Below are 26,711 nucleotides of genomic sequence, written 5' to 3'. Positions count from 1 at the left end.
GGGAAAACTGTAGGCCTGTTTTGACGGGTGTTGCATTTATCTGAGGCTGACAATTTACCATTTAATAACTGTATGGGCCAATGCGCTTAGGCTAGTTTTTATGCGGAAGGGTTGGTATAAGAGCCTCAATACTGCTGCTACCCCTCTTTCTGGGGGGCCGTTCGATGAAGGAAGAGACTCATTGCTTAAGTTCAGCGCAATCAAGGCGTTACAGAGCCCAACCCACCAAGTGGTATCGTTTGCGGCTACCGTTGAGCAGATTTTGGCGATCGCTAGCATCGACCGAGTCAAGCGTGATGATCGTGGCGCCCTTCATGGCTTTCAGCGGCCACAGGTGTCCAAGCACATACGAGAGATCCGCGACTACCTCTCCCGTCCCGATGCGGTAATGCCCAATGCTGTGGTGTTAGCCTTTACCAGTGGAGTCCGGGTGGTGGAAGGAAATGGAGCCTATGCAGAAATTGAGGTGGATATTTCATCCGGCCCTCCTGGGTTCGTTGTGGATGGTCAGCAGCGCCTATCTGCTTTAGCTGGGCTCGAGGGGAGTTCGTTCCAGCTACTGGTGTCTGCTCTCGTGTGTGAAAATCAGGAAGAGCTTCGCCGGCAATTCATTCTCGTCAACAACACCAGTCCATTACCGAAGTCGCTGGTATATGAACTGCTTCCGTCTGTCAGCGGCCTTCCATTCAGAATGACTTCCCGCGCCCGCGCAGCCCGCATCGTGGAAATGCTGAATTATGACGATCGATCTTCTTTGCAAGGACAGATTAAGCAGCATACCAACCCCTCAGGGGTCATCGGTGATACGTCGCTCCAGAAACTGGTAATGAATTCCCTATCTGACGGTTACTGTCGGGAGGTGATTGAGTTGTCGGGAGGTGAGGATCGGTGTTTCTTGGCCATCAGTGAGTTTTTCCAGGCGGTCCAGGAGGTGTTTGGAAATGCTTGGCATGGTCACACCCCTAAAAGCTCTCGTCTCGTCCATAGCGCGGGGATTATTTCCATGGGGTTCGTCATGGAGCAGTTGTGTGCTACAGGAGCGCCACTGGCCCCAGTATTCAAGTTAGGCCTTAGAAAGCTACAAGGATATACAGCTTGGACGCTCGATTCGGGAGAGTGGTCCTTTAAAACAGGCAACCGGCCATGGAATGGAGTTCAGAATTTACATGGTGATATTCATCTTTTGACTGATCATTTGACCAGGGTGGTTCGAAGTTCGGAACTAGTACCTAGCTAACTGGTGCTAATTACTAATATTTAGGAGACATTATGACTACTTTGGTTTCCTCGGATCTGGCTCCAGCCCTGGCCAGTGACGCCAGTGTAAAGGAGTTATCTGAAGTCATTCTTCATCTATCCATGGCTTTTCAGGAGGCATTGAGGAGGCTCGCAGGGCAGGACGAAGCTTTCCCTTCGGAAGGGTATGGCATGCTGACTGAAGCCTACGGTTTGCGGACGCGTGCGAATATTCTCTACCTGACGCCATCTACCCATGTGGTGCAGGCATTAAATTTTTCCCAAACTGCTATGTTGGGGAAATTCGAAGAAATATTGAATTGCCTGAGTGATGTCGCCGATTTGCACACTGTTAACTCCATTTTGGTTTCCGTGATCACCATTGCATCAGCGCTGGGTGAGGGGCGAGCCAAAGTTGTAGAGTTTTTGTATGAAACGTTATGCGTCGATCTTGAGTCTTGGAAGGTTTAGTCTAGCTGTTTGGTTTTTTTGTCGCGTGAGATACGGGAGGAATCAGTGGAGATTTTTAAAGAGTTCGTTTTTGAGGCCGCTCATCGACTGCCCAATGTTCCAGAAGGGCACAAATGTGGGCGTCTGCATGGTCACTCCTTTCGTATTGCAATTTATATTGATGGCCCTGTCGATAGAACGTCGGGTTGGGTCAGGGATTTTTCCGAGATAAAGGAGGTTTTCGCGCCTCTGTATGAGCGATTAGATCATAACTATCTAAATGATATTCCTGGTCTGGAAAATCCGACGAGCGAGGTCATAGCAGTCTGGGTTTGGCAAGAGCTAAAGCCATTGCTTCCAGAGCTATCCGCAGTACGTATTCACGAGACATGTACAAGTGGATGTATTTATAGAGGGCCGGAGGTGTAGTCACTTTCGCGTAGAGAAAATAGAATTTGATAGAATGGGCGGAAATGAGGCGCGATCACGCCTGAGCGCAACGGTGCTTCGGAGCACTCACGCGCTCAACCATCCGGCGTTCTCGACTGTAGAGGCGGGATCGCCGGACGCTTACTCAGCACCAACACGCCTGCCTTCTGATCCCTTTAACAGTCGCTGTAGCCAAGGCTTTCTGGGCCCCACTGTCAGGGAGATAGAGGTTGCCGGAGCACCTATTCAGCGAAGCAGAACTCAGTTTGCGGAGACGTGGCCGTCGAACGCTTGCTCGTGTGTTGAGAAGCGGGGCTTTCCATTATCAGTTCATCGCTGGGCGCGATTTTCAAAGCATTGAGCACACCCGCCTGAGCTAAATTTGTTACCTCTTCCTGCGCGCGCCGCAGCAAAGTGCTCACGGACTCTCCTGATTCAGCACTAAGCGTGATGGCTATCAGCGTCAGCGGGTTCACATTCAATGGCCCACTCAGCGTAGTGAGCATCTCCAGCGTGGGGCTAGAATAGCCTCTCTCCAGTTTCGAGACATATGTCCGGCTGCTGACTTCTGCGAGGTTTCTCTGAGTAAGTCCTCGACTGGCGCGCATCGCCTTCAGCACAGCAGCGAATGCAATTTTGAGTGACATAGGATCTTCCTGAAGTGAACCAGTCGTTCCAGTGCGAATAAGCCGGAAAGCTGTTTTACATTGACTTGACCGAAACCACTTCCACGTATCGATATTTCTTCCTGGCCACTTTGACCGCTTCTTGCTCCGCCAGGAGTGTACTCAGGGTATCTGCCTCGTGGAACATCTCGTATGTTTTGCCTTCAAACTCTTTGCCGACGCGCAGGGTCACTTTCAAGCGTGGCGTGAATGTCTTCGCGACCCTCTTTTTCTGCGGCGGTATTACCGGTTGAACTGGCGCGACCTCCGGCGTAGGAGCTTGTAACGGAGTGGCAACAGATTGTTCTACTGGCGCGGGGCTACCGAAGAGCGCTCGACGCATCTCTTCTTCAATCAATTCTGGATTCATCTGATTTCTCATGGGTGGTGTTTAGCTGGCCAAATTCTACCAGTCGAGCAGTCCTTTGAATCTTGGATAACCTAAAGTATCACCGAATCAAACGTCGTAACGTTTGTTTCCACCAAAGGTGATGCACTAGCTACCGCCTCTGGCGAGCCAGATTCAGGATGCGGTGACTGATGATGAAGTCTCCGCTGATCCGCACGGAGATCACTACCGGGTTGGTGTTTATTGAGGGGTGAGTAGCGGTGACCCCGCCCTAATGGTTGAGGTAACTCATCCTGAGATGGGCTTTCATTACGTAGATGTGAATACCTGCAGTCGTCCCCGCACTCACTTGTCAACTCTCCTGTAGAGGTGAACGCGATTGTGCCGCAAACGGAACTGGCTCCGCCGCCGGAACGTCGACTCACTCACTCCAGTAGGAAGCTATGGAAATTTACTATTTTTCGAGTTTAAGAAAGGGGTTATCGGCAGGCATGGACCCGGCTTCGAAAAATAGTGTTGGGTTTTCTAGAAGATAGCCTTTGAGTTTTGCCTTCTTCCGGGGGCCTTCGACCTGACAGAGCCAGATATTCAAGCCATCGTCGCGCTTTTTATGGGTCTTCAGCTTCTCGAACTGTTTCTGCACCCATCGCCATTCTTCACTTTGGTGATCGGCACCCATTAAGACGCCCGGAAACTCCTGAGCATAGCGCTGAAAAATGCCAGGCGTGACCAGAAATATGCAGCCACTCACCGTGTGCACCTTGGCCTTGCTGTCGTTGATGATCAGTTTGTGACTTTGGATGCCTTCCCTGACCCAATTTAGGAAAGTCTGGCCTGTGTTGTCCGAATGTGGATATGACGTTTCGAGTGTGTTTTCTGACGGTGAATCATATGTCTTGGGTTCTGCCATTTCGAACATATCCAGTAGCGCTCCTAAGTAGTCAGCATCCTCAATCGTCATGGGATCTGGTTGCGATTGGCCTTGACGCGATCTTGTACTGACTGTCTTGGGCGCTGGCGGTGATACCGGAGCGTCAGACGGGTGGTCATCGACAGCCACGCTCACCGTTCCGTTGAAACTTTCAGGCCGCTCTTCGTTCCCCCAAATCAACGCCGGTTGAAGGCGCAGAAAGGTAAAGCTCTGCTGCCAGTCTCCCTGTGTCACTTCCGCAGTCCAGATGGCTTTACCTTCCGGCGTGGACTCCACCAATCCATGCGATTGCAGTTCGTCGAAGACGGCAATATTGGACGAGGGAATGCCCTCAATTGATTGCGACAGCAGATAGGCTCGCAGCTTGTCAGTGACGGCCTTGCTAACCAGCCACAGTGCGTCCTGGGTCAGCCATCCCGCGGCACCTGGCTGGTTAAGTTTCAGTTCGTGCTGAACCAGATGACGCAGTCCGCTGATCAAGTGATGTTGCAGGGAATGAATCGGCGCCTGTAGCGCCTTGCTCGGGTTACCACCTATGTTCTGCGCGGTGGAGACGCGGTCAGCCTGAATCACCAGATCGCCCAGAACACCGGCACGTTCGTACTGACCAGCCAAGACATACAGCAGGCTGGCCCACAGCGACGGAAACCCACTGAGCCAGTCCAAGATAGGTCGGTCGAGAATCTGGCTGTAGAGCAAGCCCGAGGCGGCGCCGTGCAAGTGGTAGTCACGACCTTTGATGTAGCGAAAACGGTAGGGCTGATCCAGTGGCCCCTGCCAGGGGTGCCAAGGGCTGCCATCCTGGCGTTCGACCTGCAGGTCTACCGCGATCTTACCGATGTCATGCAGCAGGGCACCACAGGCGATACCGGCGGACCAGGCGTCGGTCTGCGCGGCTTGGTCTTCGGGTGCTGCGCCGGTGGGGAGCAGATAGGACTGGCGCAGCTTCAAGCTACACGCTATCAGTTCGAGGCCATGATCGAGCATGCCGCCGAGGTAGGCATGATGGTGCGCTTCGCTAGCGGGCAGCTGCTGGACCAGTTCGGCGTAGCGATGGATCGGATGCAAGTAGAGCTGGGTGAATTGGGCGTGGGACAGGGCGGTGTACTGCCAGATGCGATCGAGCAACTGGCGGCGATGTTCGGCCTCTAGCAGGGTGTGCGCTGACTCGATGGGCAGGTAACCGTCGGCGACGTTCACGGTCAGTGGCGGAGGAGGGGCTTGCCTTTTGCGGCGAAACAGGCTGAAGCGCATCGCGATCTCCGGACGGTGGTTGGACCAGTGGCCTTTTAGCCTTTTCGGATAGGGCTCTTACCCTTGAGTCCCCATTCCCTTCCAACCCTTACCCCTCCTTTTGGCACTTGTCCTTTTGTGCGGCAACCGGAATATCGATTTCTCCTGGTGCCATTTTGTTGGAGGCGCGTGCTGGGACAGAAAAGGGAAGAGTCGGTAGACTGTGGGGCGAATTTTCTAGGGTCTTGCCATGAACCTCACTGACGCCACGCTGGTGCTGCTCCTTGCGGCACGTATCCATGGGACCGACGAAGCTGTCAGAGCTTCGGCGAAGAGCGTGGTCAAGAAGTTACCGCGCAGCAAGCGAGATCTGATCTACAAGGTGATCGACAGCCAAAGCCCGCTTGAGCTGGTCGGGTTTCTAGCGGATCACCTGGATGACTGATCCAGCGGTATCTTGTCGGATTGTTACGCTCTCAAATGGACCATCAGTCGGGAGTGTCAACCGAGGACTCACGACAGATTAAGAGTTGTCCACGAAAAGCGTGTGTATATCTGTGGATAAAGCTCTACTTGCCGCGAAGTACGCTGCTTGCAACGGATTGATTATTAACTGAGCAATACTGTTCATCGCACCTGTATGGCGTATGAACTGCGCATCGAAGAACGCTTCCTTGGGCGTGATCATCTCTGTCAATGTGCCACTCCGGGAAATCTTGGGCTATCTGGAGGCAAAAAAAGGCCCAACTTGCGTCGGGCCCGATGAAGCATGTAGCAGTGAGTCTCAGCATAGCTAAAGATCAAACGTCGTCGTTCATGCATGGCGAGTCATCCAAGCCCGCTTGCTCCAGCGGATGCTCCAAATTACGCAAATACTCCGATGCGCATCGGGCGTGACCACTGGCGCGAAAAATCGCACGCTTGTCTGCCTTGAGCAAGCTGAGCCAGGACTCAATGTAACCCTCATGGCGCAGCTCACCCTGAATACCACAATGAGCGCACAAGAATGCGGCGCCCATTTCGGCCACCAGTTCTTCGAAGGCATAGCCAGGCGTACCGAATGGGCTAGGGGAGACCACACCTTCGCGTTGCAGGCGCGAGGCATGTCCACTCCAGTGCGATAGTTCATGCAGGGCCGTGGCGTAGTACCCACCCTCGTCGTGAAATTGCGCTTTTGTCGGCAGTAGGATCAGGTCGCTGATCGGGTGGTAATAGGCTTTGTCGGCAGGCAGATGAACGATTTTTGCACCAGAATTCAACAGCAGATTTTCCGCAAAATTGTTGGCGTGGAAGGGATCGCCCGGTTCAGTTTCGAGCAGTGTTTCATTGAAAGCTTCGAGTCCCTCCGTTTGCCCGATGTTGAACAAAAAATGTGTCTTGAGAATGCCGAAGTGAGCGACCTTGGGCTGACCGTTTTCATCGAGTACGGGTTGGCCTGACTCGGTCTGTTCTTCGCGCTCCACCGGCTTGTAGAGCACCGCCAGGGTACTGTGCTCACCTTTACGGATGTGCCCCCCGGCCTTTTTGGCTTGGTTGAAGGTCAGCCAACGATCTTGGCTGAATCCCTGCAGCCGGGCCTCGGCCCAAAGCAACGGTAAGTTGATTCCCGAATAGGGACGACGCGTGATGGCGTTGATGGGGTAGGGTTGGTGATGACCGTTGTGGGATGAATTGGTTGACGTCCAAGGTTTGATCCAGGGGGCGACGCCTTGGTCTAACGCGGTAACGATCTTGTCAGTTACGTCTTGGTAGATATCGCGCATGGCAATTTCCTCGAGAGAAAACGGAGGAACGCCTTGCCCGTCGGGGGAGGGTTCCCCGGTGGGTGATGGGCTGGATTGATGCAGGTCTTGCATGCCGTCCGAATGTGAGTGTGCAGGTTGAGTCCGACCGTATGTGCTTAGCGCCGGCGCTCGCCTGCAAGCGCTATCAGCAAGGCACTAGGCTGGTCCGGTTCTTGGAGTAGGCTGAGGCTCAGTTGAAGTATTGGGTCATGGTGTGGATGACCCGTTGGTGCGACGTGGACTACCTCGAACAGCACGTAGGGTTCGTATGGATGGGCCAGGTGAGCTTCGAAGGCCGCGCGTAATACGCTGCTCAGCCGGTCGACCTGTAGCCTCTCAGGATGATTTGAGCGCTCGAGCAGTACGGCGGTTTGCCAAGCGCCAGGGGTGAATACAATCGGCAACTGAAGGGGCTTCAGTGCTTCAAGTGTGAGTGAGTCGGACATGGTGTACCTCCGTTGGAAGCGCGAAGAAACCTGTCCCGTGCGGGAAAGAATTTCCCCGCAGTGGGTTGAAGAAAACAAGGTTTGTCTCGCGAGCAGCGCTCGACAGGTGCTCAGGAGAGAGGTGGGCGTTCATCACCGCGATGCGGTCATCGTGCGAGCTACCGAACGCTAATCGCACTTGGGGGAAACCATCACTGGAGTGACGTAGTCTCAAAGGTTCTGACTACCTGGGCAGGGTGCTGTCTATAACAGCTATCTGTACCTTGTATTTAGCTGGGCAATTTATGCAAATCAATAGCCTCAACGAGGGAGACAAACGAGGTGGGTCTGCTGAGTTCCAGAGTGGCTTTTTCGGCAATACGAACTGATAAACGGTCAAGCACGGTCAGCTGCTAGTAGTAGGCTAGTACTGCCATATCAACCATGAAAACGCTCAGAAGAGGGCGGGGCCATGCCGACTCAACACCACGATCAGGACTCTGGCGCCCACCGCTGGGCATATGCCTGTGGCATGTCGTTAAAGCGTGGTTATCGCAAGGTGAGAGCCTTCGAGATGCGTATTGCCGAGCGTGCGGCAGCGGGAGGTATTCCAGCAGGAAAACTGCTTGTGCGCGGGAGTTTTCTGGCTGCCAAGTTGGCTTTGCTCGGAGCATTTCTTTTTGTTAGCTTCTGGTTGTTTGTGCTGATGTGCACAATCGTCGTACTAGCAGCTATCCCAATTCAAGACTCAGACACTTCAGGTATTGACGATCTCGATGATCCAATGCATAGAGAGACTTGGCCTGAGCGGTACGATAAATGGGGTTCTCTGAAGTAGCCTCTCGGTTATTTTAAGTTCGATTTGCCCGAGACAATTCTTGCACCGCTCATCAACTGAGAGGTTCCGCTAGAACTCGCTGTTTGTGCTGCGTGGGTTCCCTTGCTGAGCATTCCTTCTACGCCTGAACCTACGTTATATCCGGCCCAGCTCATTGCTCCTAGAAACAGCATGGGCAGCACGATGAACATCGCCCCCATCACATACTCGATCACCTGCGCCGTGACGGTTCCATCCATAAACCCGGATGTAGGCAGCGACAACAGCACCTGATTGGAAGCCGACACCTGGTTGTACAAGGTATCGAGCATGCTAGAGTCGACCCAGCGGGCCAGTTCCCACCAGAAGCTCAGCATGTGCAAGGTGAACAGCGCAAACGTCACCGTCATGACGGTTTTCAACTGGTAGGTACTGACCAGCAGGATCAACGGCAAGCTGATGATGACGCCCATGATCAGAAAAGCCTGCACCATGGGCAGGGCGGCGCGTAGTGCATTCATGGCGGGAAAGTTACTGAAGGAACCCAGGGCCAATCCGGTGTTGGTGGCCAGATTGTTGAGCCCCTGATTGATCGAGCCGCCACGAGCGCTGGAGCCGTAGTCCTGGTACACCTGTCCGGGCGACATGGACCTCGATTGCTGGCGCGGACTGACCAATTCGCGCAGGGTGGCATCCTCAATCTCGTTGCTTGAGCGGCCGGTCAACCAACCTTTCAACTGAGTCAGCAGCGAAGGATCGACTTGCTCGATCAACCGCTCGCGTAGCCCGATACCGCTGTCGCTCCACCACTGCTTGCAAGTGGGGTAGCCCGCGCCATTCTCTAGCCGCGGTAATGAGACATCGCGGTTGTCGTCATAGGGCCAACTGACGCGCGGCGTATGTGAGCGATCCGTATCGTAGTAGCCAGGCGTTTCGAGCAGATAGGTAGACCCGATCCAGGAAGCATCGTGACTTTGTGCCTTATCCAACTGCGGACGGTTGGTGAACAGCCGAGAACGGGAATAGCCATAGCAGTCGCGAGTGAAGTCGGCGACTTCCTGTAGCAGCACCTGGCTGTTGATGCGCGAGCTGTCGATCTCCACGCGCATCTGCCGGATATCCGGTGCGCAGGGGATGGAGGCGGTGGCCGCTGCGCTTATACCTTTGCTCAAGGCATGCACCAGAAACCACCAGATAGGTACGTTGGCGGAGCGTTCGCCGATAGTATTGAAGGTCGCCCCCCAGGCGGTTTCCGTCGGTTGGGCCATACTCACGCCGCAGCGCTGGCTCGCTGCATCATCGAACGCCATTGATGAGAGGCTCAACGGAAACACAGGCGCGCAACCGAACAAGACGACGATGTAGGCCAGCCACAAACGGTTCTCGATCCGTGGCACCGAGAGCAGCCCCTTGTTACCTTCGTCCGCGCCTTGCTGACGGGCCGACAACCATTCCTGCAAGATGATTGCACCAAAGGGCACGGCGAACAGTCCGGTGTCGGACAGGACGCTCCAGATGCCGTTGTTGATGATCCAGGCCAGCAGGGAGAGGTAAAACTCCAGGTAGCTGTTGGTGCTCATGAGCATAGTAGTGGCCTCACAGTCGGGTGAGTTCGACGCAAGTAACGAGCACGAGCCCTAATGCTCCGATGCGCTTCACGCGCAATCGATCCTGTGGCCGATGTCGGTAGCGTCGAAGCAGATCCCACCAGAACGCGAAAACTGCGGCGTAGAGCAGGGTGCGCCACCACCGCAGATAAGGTCGTACGGATTCGAATGCATGTTGCCAGACCTCGAAACTACCCAGCGCAGTGCGGCCCATCCAGGCGACCAGTGCGGCCGTGAGGATCATCACCGCGGCAATCCCTAGACGTGAAAGCAGAGTGAATAGCGGTGAGCGTTTCATGGCTCACTTACGCCTGGCGTCAGCATCATTGAGTCGGCCGGGCTCGGGGTCGCCTTGCTCGACGGTACGCGATGCGTCGGCACCACCGGCATGCCGGTCGAGCACCAGGCTGGCGGTGTTGGTAGCCAGCATCTGCCGGACCTGCAGTTCGGTCTGCAGCAGGCGTATTTCGCGCTCCAGGGTGTCGATGTTTTTCGTCAAGGCGCTCTGGGCCGGCTCGACTGAGGCGATGTTCGGTTCGTGACTGCCCGCCAGCAGGGTGCGCAGTAGCAGCAACGCTTTGTCGAGCACACTGGACAAGGCCGTCTCACTGGCCAGGCGCCGCGCCAACAGATCCTGATCGGGGTCGTCACGCAGGGCTTCGACCACACCACGGGTCACCGGCAGCATCGGGCTGGAGGCTTTCGCCAGGTTGTCAGGGGTAGGCGGCAGAGAGCCAGACAACAGCCCTTGCAGGGCCTTGAGGCGCTCGTTATAGGCCTCATGGATCAGCGGCGTCAGTCCGCTGCCAGCGGTCGCACGCAGAGTTTCGCAGCTGTCGCAGGTCGCGACTTCGCTCTCGCCCAACACCCGAACAGCCCAGTCGGACTCCTCTTGGGGCGAAGCCCATGTCTGACAAATAGCCCCTCCCAGGCAATCACTGCTACTGATCGAGGCACTGTCATCCACCGTACGGTTATGCAGCAGGTTATAGCCTGCGCGGACCACGTCGGCGGTCACCCGAATGGGCGTCTGCCCGTTACCTCCGGCCTTCGAACCACCGACCCAGGACACCCCATTGTTGCCGTTATGGGCCTCGGTGTTTTTCACCGCTGCCACCGCATCACCGCCGGTTTGCTCCAGATTTCCTTGCATCTCCTGGTTTTTGGCCAGCGCACCCCAACCGGCTTGACCGACCTTATCCGCCATCTTTTCGGCCATGGCCTGGCAGGTTAGCTTAGAGCGGTCGAAGTCGATCCGACCTTGCATCACCCCGTTACTGAGCAACTCATAGAGACCGGGGTTGGCGCGCTGGATGATCAACGCCGGCAGCGACATCACCGCTTGGGTCGCGTTCTGCACGATGCTGCCCATGATCTGCTGGAAACCTTCGGTGACGCCGTTCAGCTGGTTTTGCAGGGTGTTGGTGAGGCTCATGTTTCCGCACATCATGTTCGCTCGCCAGGACACGCCAGCACCGAGACCGCTGGGGCGGTAGAATGAACTGGGCGAGCCCGCCGCCGAGCCGCCACCGATGGTGTACATCACTCGGTCGTCGAGTACTTCACCTTGAGTACCCAGACGGTAATCGCCCTCGGCGGCGTAGGCATGTGTGGCAATGGCGAGCAGTCCACAGAGCAACAGACTCATCGTGCCCAACCAGGGCCGCGCGAGAAGCCGACTCATGAAGCACCTCCTTCGAAGTCGATGCTGAACAGAAAGGTCTGTCCCTCACGTTTGCAGCAGCTATAGGGACGCCACAGCGACCAGGCGTAGCCGCCATCCGCGCTCTGTACCGGATCGCTGGGGAAGATGGCGCACGTGGGCTGCACCTGCGGGTAGAGCAATTGCCATTTGTGGGTCGAAGTGTCGTTTTCAACGATCGGGCCAGGCGGCCAGTAGCCGTCGCGTTTGGCGGGCGTGAGTGGTAAGTACACATGCGGCTGCCAGTTGTGGGTAATCACATCGCCGGCGCGTTGCGCCATGACTGCGGCCGCCTTGAAATCGTCGGGCTGTACCAGAAAGCCCTGCCGGGGATAAACGTTGCCCCACATGTTTCCCGAGACCTGACGACCAATTTCACGGATCCCCGGCATGAGCGATTCGGGGTAGAAACTTTCTGGGATGCCATGGCGCCAAGCCAGTGAGTCCAAGGTACTCAGGTAGTAGGGCATGAACGCCGTTGCACCGCTGGCGCAGGCGTAGCCGGACTGCGAAGCCAGTTGCGTGGCGGCCCAGCCACCAGGGTGGCCGATGCTATCAACGTTTTTGAAGCGGAGCAGGTTGTCGCGGTGGGTGTTCGGGGTGATCAGGTTGCCGCCACCTTCCGCACCGTCGATGGGAGAGGAGAGGGTGGCCATTTCGGTCCAGGGGTTATTGCCGGTGGTGGCGTAGCTCGAGACCACCAGTTCAGGAATGAAATGACGAACCTTGGTCGAGGTTTTGACAGTGCAGCCGAAGGGGGTACAGAGGAGCCAGAAGCAGATGCCGACGACTCTGTAAGCGAGGCAGTTTGGCGAAAGTACGGAGGAGGTGATGCTGGCGGTGTCCAGCGCCATGCTCGGGCCGCATGCCAGCAGGATGCTTAGCGCCAAGGACTGTAGCTTTGTGGGGGGGATGTACGAGCAGGCAACAGGCATGATCCAGGCTCTCGGTGTATGGCCTGGGCAGGTTCGGTTACGGACTGAAGACTGTCAGTGGAAAAAATGAAGGTGGATGTATCGGATTTGCGAGACGTGAGACTATTATTTGACGTGAAGGGAGCTGCGCAGGATGTCCGGCTCTGTAAGTAGTTGATCTGCTGTAATTTCGAAAATATTGGCGAGCTTGCATAGGACCAACAGCGACGGATTGCCCGTGCATCGTTCGATTTGACTGACGTAGGTGCGATCCACCTCGGCCATGAGCGCGAGCTGCTCTTGGGTTAGGTTTTTCACGCGTCGCATCAAGCGGATGTTTTCCGCCAGTTGTAGACGAAGCTGTTCGTAGTCTTGAGTCATGCGCGCAAATTGCGCCTTGAGGGACTCTCAATCCACGGGATATAGTCTACATTGGCATTGATCTAGGCCATTTGATGCTCATGCCTATTCTCGAGCGTTCATTTGGCTTCGTTAAGATTTTCGAAGCTGGGTCCAACGTCTAACAATAATTCAGAAATCTAGGGTGTGTATGGACGAAAACTACATTTCAATTCCGGCGGCGGATAGTAGCCCAAGTCTGCTGACGCCTTGGGGCAACGAATTTTCACCGATGATCGAGCGTGGTGTGCAATGTGCCCAGGCTTGGCTTGAGGCAACGACCGATATTCCTTTGTGGTGGGAACTGGCGCAAACGCGCAAGACCTTTCCTGTCGGTGACTGCCAAGATGCCTTCGAAGCCGGTTTTCTGTTGAGAATTCAGCAACGGCTTCGGAGCGTGTCACAGTAACCCTGTTGCTTATGGGCGATTGCATCGTCTTGATCGCCCGTTTGCACTCAACCTGGCTGCATCGCCACAGACCATGCAGTTTAAGAACGATTGCCGCTTCGCTGGCGCGTTTTTCCACCGGCTGAACAACTCGGTGGGGGATTGTGCTTCCCTTATTTGGGCGCTGCACCAAGGGCGGCACTTGCTTCAAATGCCACCGGTCATGCATCGAACGTGAAAATCTCTTGAAAGGTATGGTTCCAGACGCCATTCCTCTAGAATGGAGGCTGACAGAAGTAGCTTTCGCCCTGTTACAAACAGGTTTACGTAGCTAAGATTCTGATTAAGTGCAGATTCTGCACGCTCTGAGAACGTGGAGCGCGATATGAAAGCCAAACGAGTGTTGAGTGACGATCTGGTGAGCCGACTGGAGGATAAGATCCCGGTCATGGCTGAAGGCGCCATCAATACCGCCTATATCAACGCCCTGGCTGCCGGCCGCAGTGTGATGGAAGTCATGAACGGCATGCTTGTTGAAACGACTGCTGACGGTAAGCACAAAGTCATTCGGGTGGCCAAGCCCAAGCACAAAGTGACTCTGGGTGGCGTCATTAAGGTGCGCCGTTGCTCATGACTGTCCCTCGGTTGAGGGTCTTTGCTGGACCCAACGGCTCCGGCAAGAGCACGATGAAAAGTGCCATCCCTTCCCACCTGATCGGTATCTACATTAACCCGGATGAAATCGAGAAGGCTGCCAAAGACAGCGGTCGTCTGGAGTTCAGTGATTTTCAACTGGAAGTTGAGGGTGATGAGGTCCTCGGTTTCATTAGGGAGCATCGGCTGGTCAGGTCTGCCCGGCTCGATGAGGAGGCGACCAACATAGGCTTTAGCAGCAACGGCCTGAATTTCCAGACGGTCGCGATGAACTCCTATTTTGCCTCCGTGCTCTCTGACTTCATCCGGAACAAGCTCCTCGAAGACCAGCTGTCTTTCACCTTCGAAACGGTGATGTCTAGCGACGACAAAATCGCTTTTATGCTCAAGGCAAGAGAGTCTGGATACCGAACCTACCTGTACTTTGTGGCAACTGAAGACCCTGACATCAATATCAACAGGGTCAGGAACCGTGTCGCGGCAGGTGGGCACCCAGTTCCCATAGAAAAAATTGTACAGCGCTACGGCCGTTGCCTGAGCCTGCTGCCTGTGGCTATTGCTGCTTCGGACCGGGCCTACATCTTCGATAACTCCGGTGCCGATCTGGTGCTGCTGGCCGAAGTTACGGATGGGACGGACCTTGAGTTCAAGGTTGATGAGGTCCCTGACTGGTTCATGGATGCCTACGTTGAAAGGGTGTCCAACGGCTAGCTGCCGGATTGGCCAAAGCTGGGAGCGCCACACCTCCCTTATATGGGCTCTATTCCTCGTGCGCTATCGATCCGTTCAGCTACCCGGTAAGCCGCTTCCAACTCCGAACAGCCATTCTCCTGCATCAGTGTCCAGCGTTCGGCTTTTTCCTCGGGCTCTGTCATGGCCAAGGCGAGGTAAAGACTGGGCGGCACGGCCCGAAACAGCGTCTCGAGCTTCTTCGACAGCACCACTCCTTCGGTGTATTTGCCCGGCTCCTTGCTGGCGGACAGCAACAGGGCTTTCTGTGCCGACGTGAGATTCTTGAAGCGAGCGATCTCTTCGATTTCTGCTGGTGGCATGTTCAAACAAATCCACCATTCGATCATGTTGAGCATGGTTTGCGCCGCAGTGGGGAAGTCGGCAAGGTTTTGCGTCGCCAGCCAGAACCACGCGCCGAGCTTACGCCACATCTTCGTGCCCTTGACCACGAAGGGCGCCAGCAGCGGGTTTTTGGTAATGATATGTCCCTCATCGGTGACCATGATGATGGGTCGGCCCAGGTACTGGTCTCGTTCGGCAAGGTTATTCACGGTGTTCATCAGGCTGATGTAGCTGATGGACATCTGTGCCTCGTAGCCTTCGCGAGCGTAGGTGGCCAGATCGACGATGGTCACATCGCTCTCGGGCCAAGGCGCGCCTTCACGATCGAACAGTTCACCCTCGAAACCCTGGCAAAACAGGTCCATGGACTCGCCCATTTCCTGGGCACGCTCACGACGTTTCTCCGGCAAGTGCGTGTCGGCGGCGACGCGCAGCAACGCGTCGCGCACGTCGCGGGTCAGTACCTGGCGCTCCGCTGCGATACAGGTCTGTGCTGCATCCAGGATACACTCGCGGATTAAGCTGCGATCGGCTCGACTCAGGCGCGCCTCTTCCTTGACCTCGCCGCCGGTGATCATCAGGCGGGCGGTGATTTCCAGTTCGCCGAGAACATCGCGCTGGTCTTCGCGACTGGCTACCGCCTCATCGTCCAGCTCATCGATCGACAGACTCGCCACCTGATCCGGCTGCTCGACCAGGCGCCAAGCATCGGCGAACGGGGCGAGACTGACCGAGGCGCCAGGTTTCAATTGGACCTTGTTGACCGACAGGCCCTGTGTCGCGAAGTAGTCTCCCTGCAAGCCGAATGAGTTGCCGGCCTCGACGATAAACAGGCGAGGGCGGTACACGGCCATGACCTGCATCAGTAGGGTGACCAAGGTCGCCGACTTGCCGGCACCGGTGGGGCCGAACAACAGCAGATGACCGTTCATGGCCCGATCCAGGCGTGACAATGGGTCGAAGCTCAATGGCGAGCCGCCGCGGTTGAACAGGGTGATGCCCGGGTGGTCGGTGCCGGTGCTGCGGCCCCAGACCGGAACCAGGTTCGCCAGGTGCTGGGCGAACATCAGGCGGGTGTACCAGTTACGCGTGTCGCGGGCCGGGTTGTAAGCCATCGGTAACCAACGCAGGTAGCTGTTGCAGGCGGCGACCTCAGCGCCTTCACTTACCGGTTGCAGCCCCGCGCCCAACAGCGCGTTGGCCAGGCTGACCGAGCGCTGGTGCAATTGCTGTTCATCGTGACCGCGTACGTAGAACGCCAGGGTTCCTCGGTACAGCTTGTGCTGGCGGCCGATGATCGCGCGAGCCTCTTCGACATCCTGACGAGTCTGGGTCGAGGCCAGGTTTTCACCGATGGCTTTGCGAGCTAGGCGGTTCAACTGATCCTCGACTACATCCTGTGGTTTGACCATTAAGGTCAGACTCATCACCGTACCTTCGGGTAACTGGTCGAACAGCGCATTCACCGCGTCACCCTTGCGGGTTTCGCCGGTGAGTTGACCAATCGATGGTGCCCGCCGCAGTTTGTCCACCACCATCACCCGGTGGGGTTGATCGTCGAAAAACCAGAGTCCGTGCTGCACATCCGAACGCGGTTCGTTGAAGAACAGCCGCTCGGCAAAGTCATGATCGAAGGGCAGATCCAGCGACTCACCGTCACCCGACTCCGGATAGGCCACGCGGCGGTAGAAATTTTCGGGCGCTTCATCAGTGAGCCTGGGGGCCGGATTGAACCAGGGCAATAACCAGTCATACAGACCTCGGCCATCGACTCGCGTTGAGTGCACCCCGCACGCCTGCAACGAAGCACGGATACGTTCGCAAGCCTGTTGCAGGGATTGCACCGGGGTGAGTCCCGTCTCCTCAGCGTCAGATTCAAGCCAGCGATAGACCACCAGACGCACCCGTCGGTTATTGCCGCGCCAGGGCAGGCGCGTCACCACCTGATCCTCAAACAGACCACCGGGCTTGGCGATGGCCTTCAGATGACGGCGGCTGAGCTGCAAATACGCCTCGGTGAAGACCGTACCTCGCGCGCTGTTCTGAATATAATCGGTGAGCTGGGTCAGGTAGGGGGTGAAGTCGTTGTCGTCTTGACAGAAAAACTGCGCCACCCAAGGCGCTTGATCCAGCTCGTCAAAGCTATCCTGCAGGGCATCCTCGAGGGCATCGCGGGCCGCCATCAGCCAATCGGGTTCGCGCCCTTCGGTGCCGATGGGCAGCAACTCGAACACCGCGCCCACCGAACGATTGTCATCGAGCAGAAAACACTGCTCAGTGTCGAGGTACTCGACCCAAGGCAGGTGATCGGTGAAGCTGGGGTTGTGCGCATACAGTGCGGTTTCATCGGCTAAGGTCACGCGGGGGCGCGACGGGTTGCGCCAAGCTTTCCACGCGGGAGTGCGGTTGCCCGAATCGCCGGTACGCACTACAAGTCTTCCTGACGTTCACCAGGTAATGCGTACTGCACTCGTTGGTAGAACGGAAAGACGGTCGAGTAACCCGGAACCGGTGCCTGCTCGGTACCACTCAAATGCGGATACACGTACAGCACCAGATCGGGATTGGGCAGGCGCGGGAACAGGTTGCGGATCTCGTTCGCCGCTGTGCGCGTGTACGGTTCCTGGAGAGCCGCGGAGACATCTGCCTGAGCCAGCGGGCGGCGTAACTGCTGTCGAGCCTCCAGCAGTTGCTGCTGAGTGCCTTGCGAACCGGCGCCGTTCCAGATATCCATCATGGTTTGCTCCCCATGGGGCAGCAGCGTGTCTTTGTCGGTGGAACACCCCGTCAGGACCCAGCATAGCAAGCTAATCCAGGTCAGGCAGAGAAGCATGGTCTTTTTCATGGCGAACGCTCCGGCCCTTGGGCTCGTAGTCGATGGTGATCTCATGGTCGAGGTGCAGTGCGACCTGTGCTGCAGGTGGTACGTACACGGCAGCAAAGGCTTCGCCATAGAGCTTGTTGACCCACTCGCGGATGTCGCTGACCCCACCACTGAGAATGGAGTTCAGTGCGCTATTGCCACTGCTGCTGGTGACCCCTAGCGTACTGCCGCCCGAACTGATCACGCTGCTGTTGTTCCGCTCATCCCCGAGCAAGGCGGCGACACCGGCGCCAGCCGCAGTGATTAGGCTCTGGCTGCCGAGGTACTGTTGGGCGTTCGAGCGCCGCTCGCCGGCAATGCAAGGAATGCCATATGGATCGGAGAGGTAACCGAGTCCGCCGCGGATCTTGTCAGTGTTTGAACTCTGGGTCGTGGAAGCAGCGCGGCTGGCTATCGCCTTCGGCTGAGGCACCGTGCGGATGGTGCCATCGGTAAACACAAAGGTAATTGACTCGACCTGTCCGCGTACGCAGGATAGGGTCCAGTCACCGGACGTCGTGCCGCTCATCACGGCCCCCGCGACGTCCGGCAGGTCGATGCCGTTGGCGGTCAGGTTCTCCGGACCGACCAGCACCTTGAAGGGATAGGGGTCATTCACGGTGCCGTCCACCGGGACTCGGCCGATCAGCGCGGTCATGGCGACCGAGCCCATCAGCGTGGCGTTTTCGGGGATCGTGTAGACCGGCTTCGCGCCTTCGGTACGATCAACGGATCGCATCAGGTCGCGCTCACCCTTGGTTACTGCACGTAGCTGTTTCTGGCTGCGATCAATCGCGTTGTCTTTCAAGCCTTCCAGAGAGTTGAAAGCGGTAGGCAGACTCATTGCGGAGGAAGTATTGGTTTTGCCTCGGGAGTCGGTGGACAGAGCATCCGAGGGTTCAATCCACTGCAGCGCATCATTGGCAGAATGCTGCCCGTCGAACTGAGCCCCATCGCCCGGCTCAAGCCCCAATCCAATTGGCATATCCTTGCCTTTGCCAGTCAGCCCCGACAGCTGTTCCTGCAATTGCGTCAGCAGACCACGGGCCTGGCGACTGTCTTGTTCTGCTTTGAGCCGGGCCTCGTTGGCTTGTCGGCGACCTTCGTCGACCTGCTGGGTCACGCTACCAAGGGCGGTTTGGATACGTGAGTCGACACTGTTTTCCCGCTCGCGCAGACGGTTGTTCTCTGTCTGCAGCGTATCGTTGTGTTTCTTCAAACCGAGCATGTCGCTGCGCATGGCCTTCACCTGGCCGACCAGGGTGGCGACCGTGTCACGTGGAGTGTCGCCAGCAATGCCGAGCGACTTGGCTTGCTCGGCGGATAACTGAATGTTGCCCTGATCAACTGGGTTTTCTGGAGAAGGCGTGCTGCCACCCGCGACCCAGGTTTTCAGGATGATCAACACCACGGCCAGCAGCGCAGCCGGTACCAGCCATTTGAGCAAGGCGTTAGCTTTCATCGTCAGCACCTCGCGTAACGGGCGGGAGCAGCACAGCGTTTTCGAGGCCAGCACCGCGGGTGACGAGGTAGGCAATCGTGGTGTCTTCAGCGCTGCCGACAGGCCCGAGGAAAGCATGCTGGAAGGCCGCGGCGAACAGCTTGGCCTGAAGCCGACGCGGGTCGAGTTGCACCGTCGCTGAACCACGATTGCGCAACTTCACCGCCGTCACCCAGTAATCCCCGAGTCGCCAGGCGGCGACAAGTGTGCTGGACACGTTTTCGGTCGGCAGCAGAGTTGGCAGTTCGGTGCGGAGCTTAAGCGGGACGCGGCGTACCCCGGGCAGGGACTCCACGATGCGCAGCGGCGCGTACAGGTTCTGTGCGGCATAGCGCGTCAAAGCGACCGGGATCGGTGAGCGTTCTGAAACAGGGACGGTGCTGGACTCAGCCTCGGTAGCTTGCCCCTGAACATTCTTGAGAATACGCACTGGCTCCAGCGGTTGATCACCAGGCGTGGCCGCGATATCCAGCAGGATGATCTCACCTGTCGTGACTGATTGCAGTTGCAGTCGGGTCGGGGCAATGGCTTCCGACGCTTGCAGGTACAGCGTGCCGCCGGTTGATTGCACGCGCAGCTTGCCGGTCAGGGTTGAGGGCATGCCGACTCGAACAGCCTCATCGACAAAGACCACCCGTTCCTGGTTGATCACCAGCGGGACCGCGAGGGGGAGGCGTTCCCAGTGCATCAGCTCGACGGCCTGGGCCGCAACTCCCCATAGCATCAGTGCGACGGTTATTCCCAGGGTCGACATCCGCTTCATGGCTCACCTCCAGGCAGGGAGATTTTTTGCGGGGTGCCCTGATAACAATCCAGTGCCAGCCCCCACTTGTTGCGTTCGGGGTCCAGATCAAAACGCACCACGCGTAATGGATAACGCACCACCACCCGTTTCACCGGTTCGGCGGCGTAATACTCATCGGCATTGAGGTCGAGCTTGACCAGCCAGCTGTCGCGGTCGAGTTGTTTTACCCTGAGTTCCGGATCTTCGCTGTAACCTCGGCCGAGAATTTCGTAGACGCCACGCACCCGCTGGCGCAGTTCGCCAGCGGCCTTGCGGTACTCGTAGTCGCCATCGAGGAAGGCCTTGCAGGCGGGGGTCAGGTAGGACTGCAAGCCATAGATGGCACGGCGATAGTCCTGCTCGCCATCCGAGGGCCAGCGGTTGAGTTGACCAAAGATGTACAGCGCAAAGGCATACACATTCTCTGAGGGGATATCCCACCACTTGCGCGTGCTGCCCGAGCGCAGGTCCGGGGGGACATGCACCGTCAGATCGGTCGGTGCCGAGCGCCAGCCGTACCAGAGTCCGGCACAGACCAAGGCAAGGATCATTACCGCTAGACGCAGGCTGAAGATATGGGCCTGTTGGGCGTCCACCTTGTTCCGGAAACGACTCATGGTTGTCACCGGGACAGGGCAGGGCGCAGTCGACGCGAACGGCGAACCGTCCAGGCGCCGGAGTGGAGAATTAAACTTCCGTGACCCAGGCGCCAACGGTTGGCGAGTATCCATTCGAGCTTGCGGTACAACCAGGTCTCGGGGCGAGCCCGTTTGGCCCGACGCAGTAGTGTGCCACCGGCAAATAACATCAGTGCCATGCTTGCGATCATGCTGGTCGGCGCCACGGCAATGGAGGCGGTGGCGATCGCCAGAGGAGCGCCCAGTAGCAGGCCAACGACGGCGCCGGTGCCGAGCGCTACCCACATTTCATCGTTGGTCAAACCGCGCAATACGGCAGGATCGCGATTGAGTCGCTCCGGGAGAAAGACCAAGGTGCCGTCGGCAAGATGTTCGATAGTGTCGTTCATGTCGACCTCACAAAATTGCGGCAGCCTTGGTCAGGAACCAGATGATGATCACCACCAGCAGGGCTCCGATGCCGACTACGGCGCCGAGGTCTTTCCAGGTTTTGCGCTGGTTTTGCACGTCGGCATACACCGTCAGCGAATGCCAGGCCACCCCTAAAAAAGCGAGCAGGGCGATTAGCAGGCCGAGCAGGATGCCGCCGTCGTAGGCGTAGTTTTTGATTGTCTCGATCAGCCCGGAACCTTCGCCACGCGAAGGCGCTTCCATGGTAGGGAGCTCGGCAAAGGCCAGGCTTGGACCGAGCACCAGTAGCAGACCGATCAAGCGCTGGTTCGCACGATCACGCAGGTTTTTTTTCAGAGGGGCAAGGTACTTAAGCATGACGGCTATCTCCCGGATTAGGAAAGAGTGAAAAACATCAGAACCAGCAAAGTGAGCAGCACACGGACAGCACTGCCGCCAAACGCGCCGAAGCGCACACTGCCTGTCGCCCATCCCCGGTAAGCGGTCCACATCACCCACGCACACCAGAGCAACGCCAAGACCAGAACTAGGGAAATCCACAGCGTCGAACTGCTCTGCGGCAAGAAGCCGGAGGCGTTTTGGAAGGCCGAGGTCTGAGCGTCAGTCATGCTCATGGCGAAGGCTCCGCGGACTGAGTGTCGAGACGGTAATCGCCGGCCAGCTCACCGGGATCTCGGGGTTGAGCGCGGGAGGGGGATAGGTAGTTCTGCACACCTTGGTGAATGCGTTGGATATCCAGAGCCAGTCGGGGATAGTCGAAGCGATAGCGCTCGTCGGGTTCAGCCGTGCTGGCTGCCTCAGCTTGTGTCGCAAGGCGTTCGATAATGTCGAGCTGCTGCTGGACTAGGCTGAGCTGATCCTGCTCATGAGCAGATGCGGCATAGCTGCTGCCATCGACGATAGACAGCGCGAGTAGTAAGCAGCGAAAGGCGGTAGTTGGCATGATGCTAGCCCATATGGATCTGGGAGCAGCATCAGGTCAGAGGTCGAATTATTCAGTAAGAAACCTGAGGTCTGATGAATCGCTTTTTCTGGGAAAGGACTGGGGATGTTTACATTATAGCTAATGTGGTCCTTCGATCTTTGGTGGAGAGAGTGGTGAGGCTCTAGGGAAATTCCACTCTCGATAAGTTTCGTTGGTGGCGGTACTCGTTTCGTAAGGAAACCCAGCCAGGCTGCCTCGGAGTAGAACGGATGGCCGAAATCCTCGCTACCGACTCGTTTTTTTGTCAGTAAAAACGGACGTGCAGTGCCCCGGGCACATGCTGAATAATGGCCAAGGTATCGTAGTGGTCCAGAGGAAGAGACCATGCCAGTCCCAAAAATCAACCATCACACGTACCTACTGATCCGATCATGCCGGACTACGTTCTCGAACAGTAGGATGAGCTCCATATCGAATGGCTTGCTCATGTTCGACCACCAATGTAAGTCGATAACAGGTCGATACGGCCGAGCCCCAACTCGTAGCTGATTTGCACTCGGGCATCCTGATCTAGGCGTCGGTCGAGCTGGTAGCAACGGCCACCGTTGATGGGCGCGAGATGATGAGTGATCTGCTCAAAGCGTTTGCACGCATAGGCGACCCGAAGTTCGTGGAAGCCTTTGAGGTTGTGCGAATGGAGGATCTCTCGTGCGGCGCGGACGATTTTCCGTTGTAGATCGACATAGCTTTCGTTCGGTGCAAGCAGGTTACGGCTGCCGTTGGGCGAAACCTGTTCGGCAAATTTTAGCGCGTCAAGAATAGGATCATTTACCGTGATCCAACGAAGCGCCGACACACGTGAGTGGTAACCTTGGATGCCATCTCGGATGTTGATTTGGCCGTAGTGTTCTGTCTCATATTTTAGGCGCGGTAGATCGGCAAAAATGGCCTCGCGCAAGCGCACTCCGGTGGCTCGCGCCAACTGAACGATAGTCGCCGCTCGCGGCAATTGGTGTTCACAGAGCACGTCGATGATCCGCTTAACCTGTTCGTGGTTTTGGTCTTGCGGCACCGAGCGACGAACACTGGTGCGCTGCATTCCCAATGCCATACTCGGACTCAGCACCTTCACAGACTGATCGCCTCGAAGCGCCGCCAAAGTCCGGTTCACGCTGGACAACCGGTTTTGCGCGGTAGCGATGCCGATAGCGCCGTGTTCAACTTGTTGGCGCAGATACTCTGCGTAGTCCAGCAAGGTCTGCCGGTCTATCTGTCGCGCATTGTTAAATCCCGGCCCATCCACCGAACGACACCAGCGGACAAACGCCTGCCAGCGATCACTGTGCGCCTTGACCGTGGCGTAATGTCCTTCGCCAAAAAAATCGCGCAATGCTTTCGGTCCGGCATAACTCAGTTGTCGGCCATAGCCAAAATTGCGTCCGTCTCTTCTACCAACCAATGCCATGATCAAACTCCTCTCGAAGCCAAACATCTATGGGGGGGTGTCCACTAACGCGGGACTGACGGGTCCTTACGACCGGGAGCTTGGGCATCTCATAAGCTGGCCTCCTGAATACTTCCGCAGATAAGCATTCGTGTCGCACTCAGAGATATTTTTTGAACGTCGCCGCTGTGATGGCCATAGCCACCCCGAGAATCACGGCGCAAGGCACAAAAACAACCATGGGATTGAGCGAAAAAGGCAGAGACAGGTAAAGGATCCAGGGCACGCTCAGCAGTGGGATGACCGCTCGCTTGGACCGGTGATAGACGAAGCTGCTTTCGCGCCCGGCTCCAAATTTGCGCAGGTCGCGGCGCATCAGGCCGTCGATAAAGCCGGTGAACAAGGCCAGCAGAAACAGAGGAGTCGCCAAGGCCAAAATGGTCAAGCGCACCACAAAGGTGAAGCTGACATACACCGCTGCCAGCACAAAGTCCTCAATACTCACATACAGTTGATTGATCCAGCCCCAGAAACCCTGGTCTTGACTCGACACCTGCGCCTGCTTGGCAAAATCCGCAAAGCCCGTCTTGACCAGCAGCCACTGATTGAGAAAATCCAGCCACTGGGCGATTGTTTGACCGGGTTGCTGGATGATCAGAGATAATTTGAAGTGCTCACTGAGCCAGCCCAGTTCGCTGCTCAGCATGGCCTGACTGTGTCGCCAGCCTTGATCGGCCCAGAACAGCAGCAGACCGGCAAACTCGATCAGGATCGAGAACAGCAACGAGGCGATCAGCAAGCCGATGATGCGCAGAACGAGGCTGATTGCCGAGACGATCAGTCCTGGCCGCTGGATCGGTTGTTGCGGCGTGTTCTGTGTGGACGTTGCCATCTTTCACTCCGTCGCGCGCCACAAGCGAATGTCGTCACGAAGCCTTCTGAATGTGCTGTCTCTGAACCGTAATCTGGTCAGAGTAGGGCTACCCCACCTGATCCAGATCGAAGTCCAGTGTTGGACCGCCTCCGCTCGCACTCCACCATTGCCCTGCTTGCTCGTTGTAGGCCGCTCGCATCCGCTGAGTGAGCTCCTGCAGGTCCTTGGGCATGTCATCGTCGTTGGAGGGTTTAGGTAACGGCATTCGTACCTTCCAGAGCTGCCCTCCAGCCTGGAAGGAGAACATCTGCCCCTTGGGTAGACTGACGATGTGCGCAGGCTCGATCAACGGCACGCTGGTGCTGCTGACGCGGTCCTGCGAGGACGAGGTGAAGTCGGTATTGGCCTCAGGATCGGAGGTGTCGGTGGCGCCGGAGACTAAGGTTTTGGTCAGCACATTGACCTTGGGCAACTGCTGGGTGAGCAGCTCCGCGGTGGCGGTTTCACGGACGCGCAGCATCTGTAGGGTGTTGAAGTTGCCGATAACCTGGCCGGCCTTGGCACGGTTGCCAATGCGCGCTTCGATATCGCTGAGGGTCTGGGTGTAGGCCGTCACCTGGATGCCGGCGCCGCCGCCCTTGTTGATCAGCGGAATGAACTCATCGCCCATCAACTCATTGAACTCATCAGCGTGCAGGTTGATCGGAAGTTTTTCTGTGCTGCTCGTCTCTGTGGGTAGCCCCTGATCAATACCGTGCTTGTAGATATGCCCGGCGACCGAGACCAGATCGGCAAACATGGAGTTGCCGACTGCCGCGGCTACCTCGGCATCGGTCAGCGCGTCCAGACCGACATAGACGATGCCGCGTTTGCGGATGATCTGCATCCAGTCGAAGATCGGCCGTGGGTCATCCAGATCGGTGTAGTTGGGGGCCAGTAATTGAGCCGTCTTGCCGGTGGTGAGTTTCTCCAGCAGCGGCAGCAGCGAAGCGACGATTTTGTCGAAATAGGTACGGTCATACCGTACCGCCGAACGCAGTCCGTCCAGCACCGGATCAAATACCCGTTTCGCCGCCAGGTATTGCTCGATGGCCACTACGCGTTTTTCGCGCCCCACCATATGCCGAGGAATATTCTTCTCGTTGAGTTTGCCTTCGATCTGGACGATGACCTCCCATGCCTTCGGATCGGTCTTGGCGAAGAACTGCTGGGCATATTCGATGAACAACGCGTCGATGTTGACCACGTGTCGTTGGATCTGCAGGTAGTCCGGCCGTCGGCCCAGCTCGATCAGGGCCCGGGCGATGATGTTGACGAAGCGCCAGGCAAACTCACGGAAGGCAGCAGAGTTACCTTCACCGCTGAGCTGTCCGGCGATGCGCGATGCCACCTCCGAGATTCGCCCGAAACGTCCCACGGCGTTGTAGCGGGCCGAGATTTCCGGCCAACCCAGATGGAAGACGTAGAACTCTTTTTCCCGGCCGGCCCGGCGCGCTTCGACGTACATTCGCTTGAGCAGGTCGGCATCGCCCTTGGGGTCGAAGACGATCACCACTTCATGCTCAACGCGATGGATGTCTTGGGTAATGTACACCTCGGCGAGCCGGGTCTTGCCGACACGGGTGGTGCCCAGCACCAGGGTATGTCCAACTCGTTCACCCAACGGAAGACTGACTTCCATCTCGTCCGGCTCGACCCCATGCAGCAAAGGTGAGCCGCCTACCGGTGGCAACGGACGTACGGGGTTGAAGGCACTGTCCCAGGCCGTGACACGGGCCAAGGTCGAGAGTGGAAACGGTGCATGCTCCAGGTGCTGTTCGAGTCCTCGCGCCAGGCGGTAGCGGGTCGGTGGATCGACATAGCGGGCGACTGCTGGATCTTGGGCCTCGACCAAGCGCTGGGTGTGCAGGCGGGTCCAGCGAAAACCGCAGCCCATGAACAGACGTTTACGGCTAATCGAAATCTGGCGACTGGTCAATTCGTAGCGGGGCAGCCGACGGATATTGCGGCGATAACGCAGCACGTCCCAGGCTTGGCGCAACCGGATGAAGCCGAACACGGCATAGGCCAGTGCCGCGGCCCTGCCGATCTCGGGTGACAGGGCCACGGCCCACGGCGAATACACGCACAATACTGCGGCCGCGATGCAGATCGCGACGGTGTACAGCTCCACCGCAGGCCGGAGCTTGGATTCCATCACGTGCTCGGCCATGG

At 57.1% G+C, this 26,711-nt stretch carries 30 protein-coding genes; 8 read left to right on the top strand and 22 right to left on the bottom strand.

Translation table 11 applies throughout. The features are described 5' to 3' along the window. The first annotated feature begins 181 nt into the window (after positions 1-181). The 3 genes from dbpB to queD are packed head-to-tail and all read left to right on the top strand — an operon-like array spanning position 182 to position 2,115. Entirely contained in the window at positions 182-1,237 is a 1,056-nt protein-coding gene (gene dbpB, locus FGE05_RS09680) for a DGQHR domain-containing protein DpdB (protein ID WP_095974524.1), read from the top strand. A 32-nt stretch (positions 1,238-1,269) separates the two neighbouring features. After that, entirely contained in the window at positions 1,270-1,707 is a 438-nt protein-coding gene (locus FGE05_RS09675; protein ID WP_139644368.1) for a hypothetical protein, read from the top strand. A 45-nt stretch (positions 1,708-1,752) separates the two neighbouring features. After that, the gene (gene queD / locus FGE05_RS09670; protein WP_139644366.1) at positions 1,753-2,115 is read left to right on the top strand and encodes a 6-carboxytetrahydropterin synthase QueD; all 363 of its coding nucleotides are present in this window, start codon (positions 1,753-1,755) and stop codon (positions 2,113-2,115) included. Positions 2,116-2,357: 242 nt separating this feature from the next. On the opposite strand, the gene FGE05_RS09665 is transcribed toward queD, so the two are convergent. The 3 genes from FGE05_RS09665 to mobH all read right to left on the bottom strand — a co-directional run bounded on the left by FGE05_RS09665 (position 2,358) and on the right by mobH (position 5,314). Further along, a complete protein-coding gene (locus FGE05_RS09665) occupies positions 2,358-2,762 on the bottom strand; it encodes a helix-turn-helix domain-containing protein (RefSeq protein ID WP_139644364.1) in 405 nt (134 codons plus the stop codon). Positions 2,763-2,817: 55 nt separating this feature from the next. After that, on the bottom strand, positions 2,818-3,150 hold the full coding sequence (locus tag FGE05_RS09660) for a hypothetical protein (RefSeq protein ID WP_139644362.1): 333 nt from the start codon (positions 3,148-3,150) through the stop codon (positions 2,818-2,820). 433 nt (positions 3,151-3,583) lie between these two features. Further along, positions 3,584-5,314: a MobH family relaxase gene (mobH, locus tag FGE05_RS09655; RefSeq protein ID WP_139644360.1), complete on the bottom strand. Its 1,731-nt coding sequence runs from the start codon at positions 5,312-5,314 to the stop codon at positions 3,584-3,586. 229 nt (positions 5,315-5,543) lie between these two features. On the opposite strand from mobH, the gene FGE05_RS09650 reads away from it, so the two are divergent. After that, on the top strand, positions 5,544-5,738 hold the full coding sequence (locus tag FGE05_RS09650) for a hypothetical protein (RefSeq protein WP_139644358.1): 195 nt from the start codon (positions 5,544-5,546) through the stop codon (positions 5,736-5,738). Between the two features lie 355 nt (positions 5,739-6,093). Here FGE05_RS09650 and FGE05_RS09645 read toward each other — a convergent pair whose 3' ends face one another. Beyond that, positions 6,094-7,056, bottom strand: a complete 963-nt coding sequence (locus FGE05_RS09645; RefSeq protein ID WP_139644356.1) for an ArdC family protein — start codon at positions 7,054-7,056, stop codon at positions 6,094-6,096. A gap of 137 nt (positions 7,057-7,193) precedes the next feature. After that, positions 7,194-7,523 carry a hypothetical protein gene (locus FGE05_RS09640; RefSeq protein WP_139644354.1) on the bottom strand — a complete coding sequence of 110 codons (330 nt, stop codon included), beginning with the start codon at positions 7,521-7,523 and terminating at the stop codon, positions 7,194-7,196. 451 nt (positions 7,524-7,974) lie between these two features. Here FGE05_RS09640 and FGE05_RS09635 point away from each other — a divergent pair, with 451 nt between their 5' ends. Next, positions 7,975-8,340, top strand: coding sequence for a DUF3742 family protein (locus FGE05_RS09635; RefSeq protein WP_139644352.1), 366 nt, complete (start codon positions 7,975-7,977; stop codon positions 8,338-8,340). Positions 8,341-8,348: 8 nt separating this feature from the next. Here the strand turns inward: FGE05_RS09635 and FGE05_RS09630 are convergent, their stop codons facing one another. The 5 genes from FGE05_RS09630 to FGE05_RS09610 all read right to left on the bottom strand — a co-directional run bounded on the left by FGE05_RS09630 (position 8,349) and on the right by FGE05_RS09610 (position 12,923). Continuing rightward, a complete protein-coding gene (locus FGE05_RS09630; RefSeq protein ID WP_139644351.1) occupies positions 8,349-9,905 on the bottom strand; it encodes a conjugal transfer protein TraG N-terminal domain-containing protein in 1,557 nt (518 codons plus the stop codon). A gap of 10 nt (positions 9,906-9,915) precedes the next feature. After that, the gene (locus FGE05_RS09625) at positions 9,916-10,224 is read right to left on the bottom strand and encodes a hypothetical protein (protein ID WP_139644348.1); all 309 of its coding nucleotides are present in this window, start codon (positions 10,222-10,224) and stop codon (positions 9,916-9,918) included. A 3-nt stretch (positions 10,225-10,227) separates the two neighbouring features. Further along, entirely contained in the window at positions 10,228-11,610 is a 1,383-nt protein-coding gene (locus FGE05_RS09620; RefSeq protein WP_139644347.1) for an integrating conjugative element protein, read from the bottom strand. Continuing rightward, positions 11,607-12,563: a TIGR03756 family integrating conjugative element protein gene (locus FGE05_RS09615; RefSeq protein WP_139644345.1), complete on the bottom strand. Its 957-nt coding sequence runs from the start codon at positions 12,561-12,563 to the stop codon at positions 11,607-11,609. Before FGE05_RS09615 ends, FGE05_RS09620 begins: the two co-directional genes overlap by 4 nt. 105 nt (positions 12,564-12,668) lie before the next feature. Further along, positions 12,669-12,923, bottom strand: a complete 255-nt coding sequence (locus FGE05_RS09610; RefSeq protein WP_090454298.1) for a helix-turn-helix domain-containing protein — start codon at positions 12,921-12,923, stop codon at positions 12,669-12,671. A gap of 169 nt (positions 12,924-13,092) precedes the next feature. Here FGE05_RS09610 and FGE05_RS09605 point away from each other — a divergent pair, with 169 nt between their 5' ends. From FGE05_RS09605 to FGE05_RS09595, 3 genes are all read left to right on the top strand, one after another. Beyond that, on the top strand, positions 13,093-13,350 hold the full coding sequence (locus tag FGE05_RS09605; protein ID WP_139644343.1) for a LasR-specific antiactivator QslA: 258 nt from the start codon (positions 13,093-13,095) through the stop codon (positions 13,348-13,350). A gap of 364 nt (positions 13,351-13,714) precedes the next feature. Then, positions 13,715-13,963, top strand: a complete 249-nt coding sequence (locus FGE05_RS09600; RefSeq protein WP_020300912.1) for a hypothetical protein — start codon at positions 13,715-13,717, stop codon at positions 13,961-13,963. Continuing rightward, a complete protein-coding gene (locus tag FGE05_RS09595) occupies positions 13,960-14,694 on the top strand; it encodes a zeta toxin family protein (RefSeq protein ID WP_139644341.1) in 735 nt (244 codons plus the stop codon). Before FGE05_RS09600 ends, FGE05_RS09595 begins: the two co-directional genes overlap by 4 nt. 38 nt (positions 14,695-14,732) lie before the next feature. Here FGE05_RS09595 and FGE05_RS09590 read toward each other — a convergent pair whose 3' ends face one another. The 12 genes from FGE05_RS09590 to traD form a co-directional block, all read right to left on the bottom strand. After that, entirely contained in the window at positions 14,733-17,486 is a 2,754-nt protein-coding gene (locus FGE05_RS09590) for a conjugative transfer ATPase (protein WP_139644339.1), read from the bottom strand. Further along, a complete protein-coding gene (locus tag FGE05_RS09585; protein ID WP_139644337.1) occupies positions 17,486-17,902 on the bottom strand; it encodes a TIGR03751 family conjugal transfer lipoprotein in 417 nt (138 codons plus the stop codon). The genes FGE05_RS09590 and FGE05_RS09585 overlap by 1 nt, the downstream gene beginning before the upstream one ends. Continuing rightward, entirely contained in the window at positions 17,865-19,382 is a 1,518-nt protein-coding gene (locus FGE05_RS09580; protein ID WP_139644336.1) for a TIGR03752 family integrating conjugative element protein, read from the bottom strand. Before FGE05_RS09580 ends, FGE05_RS09585 begins: the two co-directional genes overlap by 38 nt. After that, the gene (locus FGE05_RS09575; protein ID WP_139644334.1) at positions 19,372-20,184 is read right to left on the bottom strand and encodes a TIGR03749 family integrating conjugative element protein; all 813 of its coding nucleotides are present in this window, start codon (positions 20,182-20,184) and stop codon (positions 19,372-19,374) included. The genes FGE05_RS09580 and FGE05_RS09575 overlap by 11 nt, the downstream gene beginning before the upstream one ends. After that, complete coding sequence (locus FGE05_RS09570) at positions 20,181-20,822, bottom strand: PFL_4703 family integrating conjugative element protein (RefSeq protein ID WP_016978885.1); 642 nt, start codon at positions 20,820-20,822, stop codon at positions 20,181-20,183. Before FGE05_RS09570 ends, FGE05_RS09575 begins: the two co-directional genes overlap by 4 nt. Positions 20,823-20,827: 5 nt before the next feature. Next, positions 20,828-21,232, bottom strand: coding sequence for a TIGR03750 family conjugal transfer protein (locus FGE05_RS09565; RefSeq protein ID WP_139644332.1), 405 nt, complete (start codon positions 21,230-21,232; stop codon positions 20,828-20,830). Positions 21,233-21,239: 7 nt separating this feature from the next. Continuing rightward, positions 21,240-21,611: a TIGR03745 family integrating conjugative element membrane protein gene (locus FGE05_RS09560; RefSeq protein WP_139644330.1), complete on the bottom strand. Its 372-nt coding sequence runs from the start codon at positions 21,609-21,611 to the stop codon at positions 21,240-21,242. Positions 21,612-21,628: 17 nt separating this feature from the next. Beyond that, the gene (locus FGE05_RS09555; protein ID WP_139644328.1) at positions 21,629-21,868 is read right to left on the bottom strand and encodes a TIGR03758 family integrating conjugative element protein; all 240 of its coding nucleotides are present in this window, start codon (positions 21,866-21,868) and stop codon (positions 21,629-21,631) included. After that, positions 21,865-22,197, bottom strand: coding sequence for an RAQPRD family integrative conjugative element protein (locus FGE05_RS09550; protein WP_139644326.1), 333 nt, complete (start codon positions 22,195-22,197; stop codon positions 21,865-21,867). Before FGE05_RS09550 ends, FGE05_RS09555 begins: the two co-directional genes overlap by 4 nt. Before the next feature lie 466 nt (positions 22,198-22,663). Further along, complete coding sequence (locus FGE05_RS09545; RefSeq protein ID WP_139644324.1) at positions 22,664-23,644, bottom strand: integrase domain-containing protein; 981 nt, start codon at positions 23,642-23,644, stop codon at positions 22,664-22,666. A gap of 139 nt (positions 23,645-23,783) precedes the next feature. Continuing rightward, a complete protein-coding gene (locus FGE05_RS09540; RefSeq protein WP_139644322.1) occupies positions 23,784-24,515 on the bottom strand; it encodes a TIGR03747 family integrating conjugative element membrane protein in 732 nt (243 codons plus the stop codon). 88 nt (positions 24,516-24,603) lie between these two features. Then, entirely contained in the window at positions 24,604-26,709 is a 2,106-nt protein-coding gene (traD, locus tag FGE05_RS09535) for a type IV conjugative transfer system coupling protein TraD (RefSeq protein ID WP_139644319.1), read from the bottom strand. Positions 26,710-26,711: the final 2 nt, after the last annotated feature.

The sequence above is a fragment of the Pseudomonas sp. ICMP22404 genome, assembly GCF_006227205.1.
GTDB lineage: Bacteria > Pseudomonadota > Gammaproteobacteria > Pseudomonadales > Pseudomonadaceae > Aquipseudomonas.
The sequence above is the reverse complement of the archived record's forward strand: the minus strand, read 5'-3'. Positions and strand labels throughout refer to the sequence as shown.

Excerpts from the sequence above, each read along its gene's own strand:
- FGE05_RS09675 (WP_139644368.1), top strand. The coding sequence starts at position 1,270 with ATGACTACTTTGGTTTCCTCGGATCTGGCTCCAGCCCTGGCCAGTGAC.
- FGE05_RS09665 (WP_139644364.1), bottom strand. The coding sequence starts at position 2,762 with ATGTCACTCAAAATTGCATTCGCTGCTGTGCTGAAGGCGATGCGCGCC.
- FGE05_RS09660 (WP_139644362.1), bottom strand. The coding sequence starts at position 3,150 with ATGAATCCAGAATTGATTGAAGAAGAGATGCGTCGAGCGCTCTTCGGT.
- mobH (WP_139644360.1), bottom strand. The coding sequence starts at position 5,314 with ATGCGCTTCAGCCTGTTTCGCCGCAAAAGGCAAGCCCCTCCTCCGCCA.
- FGE05_RS09650 (WP_139644358.1), top strand. The coding sequence starts at position 5,544 with ATGAACCTCACTGACGCCACGCTGGTGCTGCTCCTTGCGGCACGTATC.
- FGE05_RS09645 (WP_139644356.1), bottom strand. The coding sequence starts at position 7,056 with ATGCGCGATATCTACCAAGACGTAACTGACAAGATCGTTACCGCGTTA.
- FGE05_RS09640 (WP_139644354.1), bottom strand. The coding sequence starts at position 7,523 with ATGTCCGACTCACTCACACTTGAAGCACTGAAGCCCCTTCAGTTGCCG.
- FGE05_RS09635 (WP_139644352.1), top strand. The coding sequence starts at position 7,975 with ATGCCGACTCAACACCACGATCAGGACTCTGGCGCCCACCGCTGGGCA.
- FGE05_RS09630 (WP_139644351.1), bottom strand. The coding sequence starts at position 9,905 with ATGCTCATGAGCACCAACAGCTACCTGGAGTTTTACCTCTCCCTGCTG.
- FGE05_RS09625 (WP_139644348.1), bottom strand. The coding sequence starts at position 10,224 with ATGAAACGCTCACCGCTATTCACTCTGCTTTCACGTCTAGGGATTGCC.
- FGE05_RS09620 (WP_139644347.1), bottom strand. The coding sequence starts at position 11,610 with ATGAGTCGGCTTCTCGCGCGGCCCTGGTTGGGCACGATGAGTCTGTTG.
- FGE05_RS09615 (WP_139644345.1), bottom strand. The coding sequence starts at position 12,563 with ATGCCTGTTGCCTGCTCGTACATCCCCCCCACAAAGCTACAGTCCTTG.
- FGE05_RS09610 (WP_090454298.1), bottom strand. The coding sequence starts at position 12,923 with ATGACTCAAGACTACGAACAGCTTCGTCTACAACTGGCGGAAAACATC.
- FGE05_RS09605 (WP_139644343.1), top strand. The coding sequence starts at position 13,093 with ATGGACGAAAACTACATTTCAATTCCGGCGGCGGATAGTAGCCCAAGT.
- FGE05_RS09600 (WP_020300912.1), top strand. The coding sequence starts at position 13,715 with ATGAAAGCCAAACGAGTGTTGAGTGACGATCTGGTGAGCCGACTGGAG.
- FGE05_RS09595 (WP_139644341.1), top strand. The coding sequence starts at position 13,960 with ATGACTGTCCCTCGGTTGAGGGTCTTTGCTGGACCCAACGGCTCCGGC.
- FGE05_RS09585 (WP_139644337.1), bottom strand. The coding sequence starts at position 17,902 with ATGAAAAAGACCATGCTTCTCTGCCTGACCTGGATTAGCTTGCTATGC.
- FGE05_RS09580 (WP_139644336.1), bottom strand. The coding sequence starts at position 19,382 with ATGAAAGCTAACGCCTTGCTCAAATGGCTGGTACCGGCTGCGCTGCTG.
- FGE05_RS09575 (WP_139644334.1), bottom strand. The coding sequence starts at position 20,184 with ATGAAGCGGATGTCGACCCTGGGAATAACCGTCGCACTGATGCTATGG.
- FGE05_RS09570 (WP_016978885.1), bottom strand. The coding sequence starts at position 20,822 with ATGAGTCGTTTCCGGAACAAGGTGGACGCCCAACAGGCCCATATCTTC.
- FGE05_RS09565 (WP_139644332.1), bottom strand. The coding sequence starts at position 21,232 with ATGAACGACACTATCGAACATCTTGCCGACGGCACCTTGGTCTTTCTC.
- FGE05_RS09560 (WP_139644330.1), bottom strand. The coding sequence starts at position 21,611 with ATGCTTAAGTACCTTGCCCCTCTGAAAAAAAACCTGCGTGATCGTGCG.
- FGE05_RS09555 (WP_139644328.1), bottom strand. The coding sequence starts at position 21,868 with ATGAGCATGACTGACGCTCAGACCTCGGCCTTCCAAAACGCCTCCGGC.
- FGE05_RS09550 (WP_139644326.1), bottom strand. The coding sequence starts at position 22,197 with ATGCCAACTACCGCCTTTCGCTGCTTACTACTCGCGCTGTCTATCGTC.
- FGE05_RS09545 (WP_139644324.1), bottom strand. The coding sequence starts at position 23,644 with ATGGCATTGGTTGGTAGAAGAGACGGACGCAATTTTGGCTATGGCCGA.
- FGE05_RS09540 (WP_139644322.1), bottom strand. The coding sequence starts at position 24,515 with ATGGCAACGTCCACACAGAACACGCCGCAACAACCGATCCAGCGGCCA.
- traD (WP_139644319.1), bottom strand. The coding sequence starts at position 26,709 with ATGGCCGAGCACGTGATGGAATCCAAGCTCCGGCCTGCGGTGGAGCTG.